Origin of the sequence: Sphingomonas faeni, from assembly GCF_024273235.1 — a bacterium.
Taxonomy (GTDB): Bacteria; Pseudomonadota; Alphaproteobacteria; order Sphingomonadales; family Sphingomonadaceae; genus Sphingomonas; species Sphingomonas faeni_A.
Genome location: NZ_JANBVH010000010.1, coordinates 81,974 through 94,887, shown reverse-complemented (window position 1 = coordinate 94,887; position 12,914 = coordinate 81,974). Strand labels below are relative to the sequence as shown.

Here is a 12,914-nt window from a genome sequence, read left to right as displayed (position 1 = left end):
CCGTGATCTTCCAGTCCCGGCTGGCGCGACCCAGCGTCTTGGTCATGCGGTGGGCAGAAATCCTGTGTGACTGATAACTCGGGATAGACACGTTGTTGCGAAGGGATAGTCTGCGGCCTCGATACTGGGAGAAGACAATGAAAAGCCGTCGCATATCGCGTATGTCGTTCGCCGTCGTCACAGCACGCGGGCTTTGCTTCGCTGCGTTTTCGCTTGTCGCAATACTGCCGTCGACAGCCACGGCGCAAAATGCTGCTCCGCAGGCGGTTGAGGGCGCAAATAGCAAGCCCGCCGAGGGCGATGATCGAAAAATCTGTCGGAGCGAAGGCAAGTCCGGCACCCATCTCGTCAAAAAGCGATGCATGCTGAAATCCCAATGGGCCGAACTGGATCGCAAGGCCTATTTCAGCAACGAAGAGCGTCGGTTCCAGCAAAACGCTTCGCCGGTCGCGGCGGCCGCGCCGTTCTAAGGCCGGTTAGGGGTGACTGCGATTGGGGTTGAGATCTATAGCGTACCCATGACCCTACGCCCCTTCCACCTCGCCTTCCCCGTCCACGACCTGACCGCCGCCCGCACCTTCTACGGCGCCACGCTAGGCTGTCGCGAAGGCCGGTCCAGCGACCAGTGGATCGACTTCGACCTGTTCGGCCACCAGATCGTCGCCCACCTCGACCCCTCGGCAAAACCCGTCGCGGTCGAGAATGCGGTCGATGGCCACGCCGTCCCCGTGCCGCATTTCGGCGTCGTCCTGACGATGGACGACTGGACCACGCTGTCGGAACGCGTCACCGCCGCGGGCGTAAAGTTCGGGATCGCGCCCTATGTCCGCTTCAAGGGCCAGCCCGGCGAACAGGCGACGATGTTCTTTCTCGATCCCAGCGGCAACGCACTCGAGTTCAAGGCGTTCGCCAACGACGACATGCTTTTCGCGACTTAAGGACTATTCATGGCCAACCCCATCACCGTCGACGTTCCCCATCAGCTCGGCAAGGCGGCGGTCCGCGCGCGGCTGGATGGGGGGATCGACAAGATCAGCGCCAGCATTCCGGGCGGGTCGGTGACCGATCATCGCTGGGACGGCGACACGCTGCACTTCACCATCCAGGCGATGGGCCAGACGATCGCCAGCGCGGTCACGGTGTTCGAGACCAACGTCCATGCGGTCGTCGACCTGCCCGGTATCCTCGGCCTGTTCGCGAGCAAGATCCAGGACATGATCCGCAAGGAAGCGCCGAAGCTGCTGCGCTGAGATCAGGCCGGCGCGCGTCGATACAGCGCGAACGCCGCCCTGGCGCCGACGATAGCCTGCGCGACCCAGGCGTCGTCGGCAGGCTGCCGGTCGATCGCGGCCAGCAACGCGCGCCATTCGCCCGACAGATGTTTCGCGCCCAGATACGCCGAGGGCATGCCTTCGGGCACGGACCGCGACAACATGATGCCGCCGAGCCGCGACCCCTCGACCACATACATCGCGCCCCAGCCGGCCGCCTCGCTCGGCGGCAGGTCGAACGCCATGGGCGTCGGCATCTCCTCCCCCAGCGCGGCGAGATCGGCGGCAAGCGCCGCACCCCGCGATCGAACCGCGGCAAGACCGGGAATGCCGTCCAGCCACGCCTCGACCGCCGGCAACGCCCGGGCATGCGCGATCAGGAACGCGCAGTAATCGTCCGCATCGCTTAGATCATAGCGTCCGAACCCGGCATCGACCGCGTCGTGATCGCTCGCCGTCGCCGCCCGGAGTCGCGCGACGGTCGATGACGCCTCGGTCAACAGCAGCGCCCGCCGCCCTTGCTGCCGTACCGCGCCTCCTGCCGATCGCGGAAGAACGTGCGTTCGTCCATCGGCGGGTGGTCCGGGTGGCGCTCCGCCATGTGCCGGCAATAGGCGGCGTAGGACGGCACGCCGACCATCAGCAGCGCGGTCTCGCGCGCCTTCGCATAGAGCGCGCGGATCATTCCGCGGCCACCAGCTGCGGCGGGACTTCGGTGACCGTGGGCCGGTCGATCTTCAGCGCCGCCAGACAGGTGCGGATGCCGAAGAACACGATCGACAGCACCACCGCCAGGAACAGCGCGCACAGCCCCGCGTCGATCCGGTCGTTGAGTACGATCCGCTGCATCTCCGCCATCGTCTTGGCGGGTGCGAGCAACTCGCCGCGCGCCGCCGCGTCGGCGAACTTCGAGGCGTGCGCGAGGAAGCCGATCTTCGGATCGCTCGCGAACAGCTTCATCAACCCGGCGGTGATCGTGCACAGGCACAGCCATGCAGCGGGCAGGATCGTCACCCACGCGTAACGCTGGCGCTTCATCCGGAACAGCACGACCGTCGCCAGCACCAGCGCGACCGCCGCGAGCATCTGGTTCGAGATGCCGAACAACGGCCACAGCGTATTCACCCCGCCGAGCGGATCGGTGACGCCCTGGTACAGGAAGAAGCCCCAGGCGGTTACGCACAGCGCCGTCGCGATCAGCCCCGGGACGATCGCCGACGCGTTGCGGAACGACGGCACCGCGAGCCCGATCAGGTCCTGCAACATGAACCGCCCGGCGCGCGTCCCCGCATCGACCGCGGTCAGGATGAACAGCGCCTCGAACAGGATCGCGAAATGATACCAGAACGCCTTCATCGCCTGTCCGCCGATCAGGTTGCTGAAGATCTCCGCCATCGCCACCGCCAGCGTCGGCGCGCCGCCTGTCCGGCTGACGATCGTGGTCTCGCCGACGTCCTTCGCGGTTTGCGCGAGCAGCTCGGGGGTGATCGGGAAGCCCATCGCGGTCACCGCGGTCGCAGCGGAGGCGAAGTCGGTGCCGACCACCGCCGCGGGGCTGTTCATCGCGAAATACACGCCGGGATCGAGGATCGACGCGCCGACCAGCGCCATGATCGCGACGAAGCTCTCCATGAGCATCGCGCCATAGCCGATGAACTGCGCGTCGCCCTCACTGGCGATCAGCTTCGGCGTGGTGCCGCTGGCGATCAGCGCATGGAAGCCCGACACCGCGCCGCACGCGATCGTGATGAACAGGAACGGGAAGAGCCCGCCCGACCAGACCGGGCCGCTGCCGTCGATGAACGGAGTGAGCGCCGGCATCTTGAGCGGCGGCGCGACGACCGCGATGCCGATCGCCAGCGCGACGATCGCGCCGATCTTGAGGAAGGTCGACAGGTAATCGCGCGGTGCGAGCAGCAGCCACACCGGCAGGACGGAGGCGACCGCGCCGTATCCGACCATCAGCACGCAGAGCTGGACCGGGGTCAGCGTGAACAGCGGCGCGAGCGTCGGCGAGGCGGCGACGGTGCCGCCATAGACGATCGCCGCGAGCAGCCCGATGACGCCGAGCACGGAGACTTCGCCGACCTTTCCGGGGCGGATCCAGCGGGTGTAGATCCCCATCAGGAACGCCAGCGGGATCGTCGCGGCGACGGTGAACAGGCCCCATGGGCTGCCGGCGAGCGCGCGGACGACGATCAGCGCCAGCACCGCGAGAATGATGACCATGATCGCGAACGCCCCGATCAGCGCGATCACGCCGGGGACCGCGCCCATCTCCATCCGGATCAGCTCGCCGAGCGACCGCCCGTCGCGGCGCATCGAGATGAACAGGATCATGAAATCCTGCACCGCACCCGCCAGCACGACGCCGGCGAGGATCCAGAGCGTGCCGGGGAGGTAGCCCATCTGCGCGGCGAGTACCGGCCCGACGAGCGGGCCCGCACCGGCGATGGCGGCGAAATGGTGGCCGAACAGGACGTTGCGGTCGGTCGCGACATAGTCGAGGCCATCGGCGCGGCGCAGCGCCGGGGTTTGCCGCGACGGGTCGAGCTGCATGACGTGCCGCGCGATGTAGCGTGCGTAGAAGCGGTACGCGATCAGCTGGACGGAGACGGCGGCGGTGACGATCCACAGCGCGTTGACATGCTCGCCCCGCTCGAACGCGACGACCGCGAGCGCGCAGGCGCCTAACAGGGCGAGAGCGCCCCAACCGATCTTCTCGCGTAGTGTCATGTGCGCGCCCTCCCGTACGGTCCGTACCGGCGACATCGCGTATTCGGGAGGCAAGCGCTAGCCTAGATTAAGGGTCGGCTCCGGCTGTGAGCCCCGCCCCGGTGGCGAACTCCACCCCGGTGGCGAACTCCACCCCGGCGGAGGCCGGGGCCCAATTGGAAAGGTTGCCGCAATGGAGTGGGGAGCGTCGCCATTGCCGTCCCCCAATTGGGCCCCGGCCTTCGCCGGGGTGGAGCCAATGTGGGGAACGATACGATCCCGGCGACGGGGCTGGACAGCGTGCTCGGTTGGCATGCTGCAACCTCGGGGGCACCTCGCCTCAACCAGGCACTCACCTCCCTTCCGTCACCCCGGCGGAGGCCGGGGCCCATCGTGCCGCATACTCCACGGACCGAGAGCATGCGGAAGGGTGGATGCCGGAACGAGCCCGGCATGACGGGGGAGGGGTGAGGCTCTTTGATGCATCACGGGGGACGCGGGGCTGGCGCGATGCCGATTTGATCCACATCGAGGGCGTTCTCCCGCGGACGCGGGGGGGGGGCAGCTCAATACCGTTGTATACCGCCATCCTGGACCCCCGCCTTCGCGGGGGAACAGCGTGCGTGCCCGTCGATGTTACGCTCGACCTGTAGCGACGTAATAGCGAGGGACGCGAGAATTTTAGCGAGGGACGCGAGACCGGTTCGATAGCCGGATCGCCCTCCCTGACCGCGCAAGACGCGCAATACCAACCGCACCTTACTTCGCTCCCCTCCCTGGAAGGGAGGGGCTGGGGGTGGGTTGGCTGGTTTGAGCCACTACCGACGGCGTATGTGGAGGCCGACCCACCCCCGACCCCTCCCTTTCAGGGAGGGGGGAAGGATAGGTCGGCGCCTTGGCCTAGCGGCGGGCTTTCACGCCCCCGCGCCAAACTCAAACCTGCGAGTGATGGCCCTTCAGCTCATCGCCGACGATCCGCACCACGTGCAGCACGTTGGTCGACCCCGGCGTCCGGAACGGCACGCCCGCGAGCACGATCACCCGGTCGCCGGCCTTGGCGATCCCGTGCCGCAACGCCATCCGCTTCGACTTCGCGACCATGTCCTCGAACGACTCGACGTCGCGCGTATGCACCGCGTGCGTGCCCCACAGCAGCCCGAGCCGCCGCGCGGTCTCCTGGCTCGGCGTCAGCACCAGCAGCGGCACCGACGGCCGCTCGCGCGCGATCCGCCGCGCCGTCGAGCCCGACGTGGTGAAGCAGATGATCGCCACCGCCGATACCGTCGCGGCGATGTTCTTCGCCGCCTCGGCCAGCGCGTCCGCGGTCGTCGGATCGGGCTTCATCACGGTGAAGTGCATGCGGTCGCCGTGTTCCGGGTCCGCCTCGACCGACACGCCGATCGCATCCATCATCGCCACCGATTCGACCGGCCACGCCCCCGCCGCGCTCTCGGCCGATAGCATGATCGCATCCGCGCCGTCATACACCGCAGTCGCGACGTCGGACACTTCCGCGCGGGTCGGCGACGGCGAGGTGATCATCGATTCGAGCATCTGCGTGGCGACCACGACCGGGCGACCCATCCGGCGCGAGACCTCGACGATGCGCTTCTGCAACGGCGGCACTGCCTGAGGCGGCATTTCCACGCCAAGATCGCCGCGCGCGACCATCACGCCATCACACGCCTCGACGATCTCCTCCAGCCGCTCGATCGCCGCGGGCTTCTCGATCTTCGCCATCAGCGCCGCCTTGCCGCCGATCAGTTTCCGCGCTTCCCACAGATCCTCGGGGCGCTGGACGAACGACAAGGCGATCCAGTCGACGCCTTGGTCGACCGCGAAATCCAGATCGCTGCGATCCTTCTCGGTCAGCGCGGCCATCGGCAGCACGACGTCGGGGACGTTCAGCCCCTTGCTGTTCGACAGCGCACCGCCGACCTCGACCCGAGTCGTGATCTCGCGCGGGCTGTGCGACACCACCCGCAGCACCAGCTTGCCGTCGTCGAGCAGCAGGCGTGCGCCCGGCTCGATCGCCGCGAAGATCTCGTCATGCGGGAGCTCGACGCGCGTTGCGTCGCCCGGCGTCGGGTCGCGGTCGAGCAGGAAGGTCGAGCCGGTTTCGAGCACCGTGCGACCGCCCTCGAACTTGCCGACGCGCAGTTTCGGTCCCTGGAGATCGGCGAGGATGGTCGAGGGGCGACCATATTCCTTCTCCAGCGCGCGAATCGCCTGGATCACGGCGATCTTCGACTGCTGGTCGCCGTGGCTCATGTTGATTCGGAACGCGTCTGCGCCGGTGCGGAACAGCGTCGCGATCATCTCGGGGGTGCTGCTGGCGGGGCCGAGCGTCGCGAGGATACGGACTTTCCGCGAACGGGGTGCGATGGCCATGGTCATGCGTTGCGTTTTCCTGGGGGGAGGTCTTTGCCGCCACGGGCCTTAAACCCTATCTCCGCGGGATCAACCACGGAGCATAGTGAATGACCCCCGATCGCCTCGAAACACTCGACGATGCCGTAGCGGCGCAAGCCTTTCGCCGCCTGGTCCGCCATCTCCGTCACCGCGAGGATGCGCAGAACGTCGACCTGATGGGGCTCGCCGGTTTTTGTCGCAATTGCCTGTCCGACTGGGTCGAGGAGGCTGGCGGCCTGTCGAAGGACGAGGCGCGCGAGACGGTGTACGGGATGCCCTATGCCGAGTGGAAGGCGCACCATCAGGGCGACGCTAGCCCCGAGCAGCTCGAACGGATGAAGGCGAGCGTGGCGAAGAACGCGCCCAAAAACGAGGCCGTCTGATTCAGGCGATTGAGCCGAACACGGTAAACGCCTAGACGCTGGCCCGCACCCAATTCGGCATGATTCAGGACGTCTCCGGACGGCGATCACCGATGCGGGCTTGTATCTTGATTGGCTTTTGGGCCGGCGCGTTGGCGTCGGCGAGTGGGGAATTTTCGATGTCTGACGAACGGCAACACGGCATGGGCGGCGGCGCGGTCGCAGCGGACGAACTGCGCCTGCTGATCGAGCGCGCCGAGCGTCTCGAAGAAGAGAAGAAGGGTATCTCGGACGACATCAAGGACGTGATGGCCGAAGCCAAGGGCCGCGGCTACGACCCCAAGGCGATCCGGAAAATCCTGTCGATCCGGAAGAAGAAGAAGGAAGAATATCAGGAGGAGGAGGCGATCCTCGAAGTGTATCTCCAGGCGCTGGGGATGATCTGAGGTAAGTCGTCATCCTGAGTTTGCCGTCATCCTGAGGTAAGCCGTCATCCTGAGTTTTTGCCGTCATCCCAGCGAAAGCTGGGATCTCCCGCGGCGAGGAGCGTTTCCAAGCCACGCAGCGCCGGTTGTGTGACGAGCGGCGTTCCTCCTCGCCGCAGGAGATCCCAGCTTTCGCTGGGATGACGGGAGGGGGGCAGTGGCTGTTAGAGAGTCGATAACGGCGGCGAGGCCGGCGGGATGACCTCGCCTCAATGCAACTGGTCGTAAAGGTCCAGCCACCCCGGATTGATCGTCGCGATCAGATCGTCTTTCCACGACCGCTTCCAAGCCTTCAGCATCTTCTCGCGAGCGATCGCATCCTGGATCGTCTCGTGCTGCTCGGCGAACACAAGCGTCTTGAGCCCATAGCGCCGACAATATGCCGATCCCGCATCGATCCGATGCTGATGCACGCGTGAAGCCAGGTACGCAGTCACGCCGATGTACAACATGCCAAACGGCTTGTTCGCCATCATGTAGACCCAACCGCCTAGCGCCATGTCGAGCCGCCCCCCAGAACCCGTCATCCCAGACCCGCCCGTCATCCCAGCGAAAGCTGGGATCTCCCGCGGCGAGGAGGAACGTGCTCAGCCCAACATCCCGTACCGCGTGGAACGGGCGCGCTCCTAGCCGCGGAATATCCCAGCTTTCGCTGGGATGACGGAGGAGTCAAATCTTACGCAGCCTCCGCCGGCAACGTCGTCCAGCCGAGGCCGGGGATCGTGATCGAGCGTTTGCCGGCTAGGTCGGTGCGGCAGACGATCAATTCTCGGCTTTCGATGTAGCCGATCAGCCGCTTCACGCGGCCAAGCGAACTTGTGCCGTACGTGGCCGCGATCCTCGCATCCGACGGACACGGTTCGCCCTCACGCGCAGCCCGCGCGACCAGCAGGAATGCGCCAAGCATGTCGTCCGGCAACCCGCTCGCGACGTCCAGCGCGGCAGTCCAAGCCTCGTCGGTCAGGTCGAAGATCCCCGCACGGGCGCAGCTCAAACGCCGCACGAAGCCCGGCAGATCGAGCGGCGGTTTAGCCAGCCCCCCCATCCGGCAGCGCACCTGGAAATCCTGGAACAGCACCGATGGCGGTCGCAACGTCGACTCCGGATCCTCGACGATCGCGCGGAAGACGTCGGCGTAGACCGCCTCGACCTCGTCGTCGGTCTTCTCTGGGGGCGGCGGCGCGGCGGTGCGCGGTTCGGGCGGGCGGGCGATTCCGTCGAGCAGTTCCTCCGCGGGGACGCGACGCGGGCGCGAATCGAACATGAGGCCGAGCTCGGGGGCGTCGACCACCGGCTCGGACAGCAGATCCTGCAAGTCCATCGGCGCGGCGCTGGGGAGGGGGGTGAGCTTCGGGCTGCCGCTACGCGCGGAGGTTGCGACGTCACCGATCTTCACCGTGATCGGCCGCCGCGATACTGCGGGCCCGAGCGCCATGAACGTCCCACGCTGAAGATCGCGAATCGCCTCGGCCTGGCGTCGTTCCATGCCCAGCAGGTCGGCCGCGCGCGCCATGTCGATGTCGAGGAAGGTGCGGCCCATCAGGAAGTTCGACGCCTCCGCCGCGACGTTCTTCGCCAGCTTCGCCAGCCGCTGCGTCGCGATCACGCCGGCGAGCCCGCGTTTGCGACCGCGACACATCAGGTTGGTCATCGCCGCCAGCGACGCGCGGCGCACCTCTTCAGACACTTCGCCGCCGGTCACTGGCGCGAACATCTGCGCTTCGTCGACCACCACCAGCACCGGATACCAATGCTCGCGCGGCGCATCGAACAGCGCGGAGAGGAACGATGCGGCGCAGCGCATCTGGCCCTCGACCTCCAGCCCCTCCAGGCTGAGTACCGCGGACGTCCGGTGTTCGCGCAACCGCGTCGCGATCCGTGCGATCTCGCGCTCGCTATAGTCGCCCGCCTCGATCACGACGTGGCCGTGGGGGCCGGCGAGCGTCACGAAATCGCCCTCCGGATCGATCACGATCTGCTGGACGTGCCCCGCCGATCGCTCGAGCAGGCGGCGCAGCAGATGCGATTTCCCCGAGCCCGAATTGCCCTGCACCAACAGGCGGGTGGCGAGTAGTTCCTCCAGGTCGACGCCGACGGCAGTACCATTGCCGTCGGTGCCCATATTCACGCTAACCGTCATGCCGCGCGTTTGGCAGGTGCGGGCGTGTGGGAGCAAGGAGTCTTTGCGAGGGGCGCGGACATTCGACGCCTCGCGACGATCCTCCCCCGCCAGGGGGAGGTGGCAGGCGCTTGCCTGACGGAGGGGGAGGAAAGGGTAACGTCTGCTCCGTATCCTCCCCCTCCGACGCTTCGCGCCACCTCCCCCTGGCGGGGGAGGATCAGGAAGGTTCGCGCACAGAACTTTGCGCACTGGCATAATCCGTAATCCCGGCTAGGGCGCGGATCATGGCCACGAATCAGTCCCCGCTCGCCGATCTCTCGCAACGCCTCCTCGGCAAGGCGCCGGGCGAGCTTGACGAGGAGGAGCGCCGTGTCCTCGCGGGGATCGAGTCGGGGACCACCGTCAGTCGCGACGCCGCCGACGTCTCGGACGAGCGCGCGACGTTCGGCGAGCGGCTGTCCGACCGGGTCGCGAAGATCGGCGGGTCGTGGGCGTTCATCATCGCCTTCACGCTGGTGCTGATCGGCTGGATGCTGCTGAATTCGGACATCCTCGCGCATTTCGGGCGGGCGTTCGATCCGTATCCCTACATCTTCCTCAACCTGCTGCTGTCGACCGTGGCCGCGATCCAGGCGCCCGTCATCATGATGAGCCAGAACCGGCAATCGGCGAAGGATCGCCTCGCCGCCAGCCTCGACTACGAGACCAATTTGCGCGCCGAACTCGACATCCTGCGCGTGCATCACAAGATCGATCATCTGGTGCTGGCGAGGCTGGATGCGATCGAAGCGAAGATCGACGCCCTTGCGGGCAGGGGGATAGACGGTCTGGCGAAAAGCGCCCCCGGAGCCTAAGAGCGGCGCATCAGGCTATTAGAGGCACCGATGGCAGGCCATTCCAAATACAAGAATATCATGTACCGCAAGGGCGCGCAGGACAAGAAGCGCTCTTCGGCATTCAGCAAGCTCAGCCGGGAAATCACCGTCGCGGCCAAGATGGGGCTGCCCGATGTCGACATGAACCCGCGCCTGCGCGCGGCGGTGAACGCGGCCAAGGCGGCGTCGCTGCCCAAGGAGAACATCCAGCGCTCGATCGACAAGGCTAGCCGCGGCGATGCCGAGAATTACGAAGAGATCCGCTATGAGGGCTTCGGTCCCGGCGGCGTGTCGCTGATCATCGAGGCGCTGACCGACAACCGCAATCGCACCGCGACCAACGTACGCGTTGCGGTCGGCAAGAACGGCGGCAACCTCGGCGCGGGCGGTTCGGTCAGCCACGCGTTCGACCGGGTCGGGCTGATCTCGTATCCGGCGAGCGCGGGCGATGCCGACACCGTGTTCGAAGCGGCGCTCGAAGCGGGTGCCGAGGACGTCACGTCGAGCGAGGACGGCCATGAGGTCTGGACCGCGCAGGGCGACCTGCACGAGGTGGCCAAGGCGTTGGAAGCCAAGCTCGGCGAGGCCGAGGGCGCAAAGCTCGCCTGGCGCCCGCAGGTGATGGTCGCGGTCGGTGCGGACGATGCGGCGACTTTGTTCAAGCTGATCGATGCGCTCGACGAGGACGACGACGTGCAGACCGTCTGGGGCAATTACGAAATCTCGGACGAGATCATGGAGTCGCTGGGTTGAGATGAAGACTGGTTCACGCGAAGGCGCAAAGGCGCGAAGAGATTCGCGTGGGCCAGTGGTCCGCGAAGGCGGAATGTCTGTTTGGTGGCCACGATCACTGATGAGGGTGCCGCTGACGCGACACGGCTGTCGAGTATGCGACACCTTCGCGCCTTTGCGCCTTCGCGTGAACCAATCTGCGTGATCATCCTGGGACTAGACCCCGGCCTTGGCACCACGGGCTGGGGCGTCATCCGCGCCGATGGTAACCGGCTGAGCCATATCGCCAACGGCCAGATCAAGACCGACCCGTCGATGGCGCTCCCCCGCCGCCTGACCGCGCTGTACAATGCGCTGATCGACGTCATCCGCACCGAACGCCCCGACGGCGCAGCGGTCGAGGAAGTGCTCGGCAACACCAACGCGCAATCGACGCTGAAGCTAGGGCAAGCCCGCGGCGTCGTGCTGCTGGCGGCGGCGGGGGCGGGGCTGCATATCGGCGAGTATCACCCGTCGACCGTCAAGAAGGGCGTGGTCGGCACCGGCGGCGCCGACAAGAAGCAGATCCAGGCGATGATGGCGGTGCTGCTGCCCGGCGCCAAGCTCGCGGGGCCAGATGCCGCCGATGCGCTGGCCGTCGCGATCACCCACGCGCATCACGTCGCAAGCGCCGCGGCGCTGTCGCGGCGCACGGGTATCGGCGCCTGACGCGCTCGCCCCCGCAATAGTATCCGGAAGTATCCCAAGCGCCCGCCGATGCTACGGCGGGGCCCGCAAACAAGCATCCTCCGATACGTACTCTGACAAAACCTGGTTCATTTTGAATTAGACTGTTGGAAAATTACCAAACAATTCACCTCGATCAAGTTTCGATAGCCAAGCCTCCATCGCTGTGGCAGCGCCACCGTGCAATTTAGTTTAGATTGAAGGCGCGGCAATGCGGGTGGACCACGTGCGGGGCGGCACGAACGGCAATAATGTTTCTCCCTCGGCATTTGCGATGCCCGAGGGCATGGCGATGCGCTATGATATGCCCGATCCGGCATTGTCCGACTATTTGACCGGGTACGCGATCTACGCGTCGAGCCACCGCACGCCGATGCTCAACTGGTATCTGCCCGCGCCCGCGATGATCTCGGTGCTCGTCGATGCCGGCCCGCTGACCGTGTCGATCGGCAATCATCGGTTCGGTCCGCTCGACCGTGCGAGCTTCTACGGACCGACCAGCCGTGCCTTCCGAACCGAGACGCATGGCGGGATCGCGGTCGGCATCGGCCTGAGCGCGGTCGGCTGGTCGCGGCTGACCGCGCGGTCGGCGGGCGATTTCCACAACCGCGTGGTGCCGCTGAGTGGCGCCCTCGGGCCGGAGCTTTCCGCCCGCCTGATCGAAGGGCTCGATGCGCTCGACGACGATATGATGATCAAGCCGCTGCTCGACGAAGTGTTCGGCGGGCTGTTCGATCAGCCGCATCCGCGCGAGGACCTGATCCGGGCGTTCACCGCGTTGACGGTGACCGACGGCGTGATCGAGATGAAGGACGTCGCCGACCGGCTGGATATCCCGACGCACGAATTGCGCCGGATGGCGACGCGTCACTTCGGCATGCCGCCAAAGCTGTTGCTGCGGCGCGCGCGGTTCCTGCGCTCGTTCATCCGCCTGATCACGGCCGACGGGCTGAACGACTATTCGATGATCGACAGCAGCTATTTCGACGCGTCGCATTTCCTGCGCGATGCCGGCACGTTTCTCGGCACGACCCCGCGCCGCTTCATCGCCTCCGACACGGTGTTCCTGCGGGCGAGCCTGCGCGCGCGGGCGGCGGTGATCGGCGCGCCGACCCAGGCGCTCCACGGTGTCGCGAAACCCGTCCCGACCGTGCCGAACAGATCCTCCGCCGATCCCGATCGGCTCCAGCCGAGCGCGTGAGGAGCGGCGGCGG

15 protein-coding genes are annotated in these 12,914 nt (G+C 66.5%); 9 read left to right on the top strand and 6 right to left on the bottom strand.

The window, feature by feature from the left end; genetic code table 11:
• Positions 1-137 precede the first annotated feature (137 nt).
• From NLI89_RS07515 to NLI89_RS07505, 3 genes are read left to right on the top strand one after another with little or no spacing between them, the layout of a single operon-like run.
• Positions 138-470: a hypothetical protein gene (locus NLI89_RS07515; protein WP_254686462.1), complete on the top strand. Its 333-nt coding sequence runs from the start codon at positions 138-140 to the stop codon at positions 468-470.
• Positions 471-518: 48 nt separating this feature from the next.
• Positions 519-938, top strand: coding sequence for a VOC family protein (locus NLI89_RS07510; RefSeq protein ID WP_254686461.1), 420 nt, complete (start codon positions 519-521; stop codon positions 936-938).
• Between the two features lie 9 nt (positions 939-947).
• Positions 948-1,250 (top strand): polyhydroxyalkanoic acid system family protein, encoded by a 303-nt coding sequence (locus tag NLI89_RS07505; RefSeq protein ID WP_056411856.1) that lies wholly within the window; start codon positions 948-950, stop codon positions 1,248-1,250.
• 2 nt (positions 1,251-1,252) lie between these two features.
• On the opposite strand, the gene NLI89_RS07500 is transcribed toward NLI89_RS07505, so the two are convergent.
• From NLI89_RS07500 to pyk, 4 genes are all read right to left on the bottom strand, one after another.
• Positions 1,253-1,771, bottom strand: a complete 519-nt coding sequence (locus NLI89_RS07500) for a biliverdin-producing heme oxygenase (RefSeq protein WP_254686460.1) — start codon at positions 1,769-1,771, stop codon at positions 1,253-1,255.
• A complete protein-coding gene (locus tag NLI89_RS07495) occupies positions 1,768-1,956 on the bottom strand; it encodes a YbdD/YjiX family protein (protein ID WP_254686459.1) in 189 nt (62 codons plus the stop codon). Before NLI89_RS07495 ends, NLI89_RS07500 begins: the two co-directional genes overlap by 4 nt.
• Positions 1,953-4,007 (bottom strand): carbon starvation CstA family protein, encoded by a 2,055-nt coding sequence (locus tag NLI89_RS07490; protein WP_254686458.1) that lies wholly within the window; start codon positions 4,005-4,007, stop codon positions 1,953-1,955. The genes NLI89_RS07495 and NLI89_RS07490 overlap by 4 nt, the downstream gene beginning before the upstream one ends.
• Positions 4,008-4,919: 912 nt before the next feature.
• A complete protein-coding gene (gene pyk, locus NLI89_RS07485; protein ID WP_254686457.1) occupies positions 4,920-6,383 on the bottom strand; it encodes a pyruvate kinase in 1,464 nt (487 codons plus the stop codon).
• An 83-nt stretch (positions 6,384-6,466) separates the two neighbouring features.
• Between pyk and NLI89_RS07480 the strand changes: the two genes are divergently transcribed.
• Complete coding sequence (locus NLI89_RS07480) at positions 6,467-6,781, top strand: DUF1244 domain-containing protein (protein WP_254686456.1); 315 nt, start codon at positions 6,467-6,469, stop codon at positions 6,779-6,781.
• Between the two features lie 182 nt (positions 6,782-6,963).
• On the top strand, positions 6,964-7,206 hold the full coding sequence (locus tag NLI89_RS07475) for a DUF2312 domain-containing protein (RefSeq protein ID WP_197942503.1): 243 nt from the start codon (positions 6,964-6,966) through the stop codon (positions 7,204-7,206).
• Positions 7,207-7,454: 248 nt separating this feature from the next.
• On the opposite strand, the gene NLI89_RS07470 is transcribed toward NLI89_RS07475, so the two are convergent.
• Positions 7,455-7,772 carry a GIY-YIG nuclease family protein gene (locus NLI89_RS07470; RefSeq protein ID WP_254686455.1) on the bottom strand — a complete coding sequence of 106 codons (318 nt, stop codon included), beginning with the start codon at positions 7,770-7,772 and terminating at the stop codon, positions 7,455-7,457.
• Positions 7,773-7,921: 149 nt separating this feature from the next.
• The gene (locus tag NLI89_RS07465; RefSeq protein WP_254686454.1) at positions 7,922-9,385 is read right to left on the bottom strand and encodes an ATP-binding protein; all 1,464 of its coding nucleotides are present in this window, start codon (positions 9,383-9,385) and stop codon (positions 7,922-7,924) included.
• 266 nt (positions 9,386-9,651) lie between these two features.
• Here NLI89_RS07465 and NLI89_RS07460 point away from each other — a divergent pair, with 266 nt between their 5' ends.
• From NLI89_RS07460 to NLI89_RS07445, 4 genes are all read left to right on the top strand, one after another.
• Positions 9,652-10,221: a DUF1003 domain-containing protein gene (locus NLI89_RS07460; protein ID WP_254686453.1), complete on the top strand. Its 570-nt coding sequence runs from the start codon at positions 9,652-9,654 to the stop codon at positions 10,219-10,221.
• 30 nt (positions 10,222-10,251) lie between these two features.
• Positions 10,252-10,995 carry a YebC/PmpR family DNA-binding transcriptional regulator gene (locus NLI89_RS07455; RefSeq protein WP_254686452.1) on the top strand — a complete coding sequence of 248 codons (744 nt, stop codon included), beginning with the start codon at positions 10,252-10,254 and terminating at the stop codon, positions 10,993-10,995.
• Positions 10,996-11,175: 180 nt separating this feature from the next.
• The gene (ruvC, locus tag NLI89_RS07450; protein ID WP_254686451.1) at positions 11,176-11,682 is read left to right on the top strand and encodes a crossover junction endodeoxyribonuclease RuvC; all 507 of its coding nucleotides are present in this window, start codon (positions 11,176-11,178) and stop codon (positions 11,680-11,682) included.
• A 229-nt stretch (positions 11,683-11,911) separates the two neighbouring features.
• Entirely contained in the window at positions 11,912-12,901 is a 990-nt protein-coding gene (locus NLI89_RS07445) for a hypothetical protein (protein ID WP_254686450.1), read from the top strand.
• Positions 12,902-12,914: the final 13 nt, after the last annotated feature.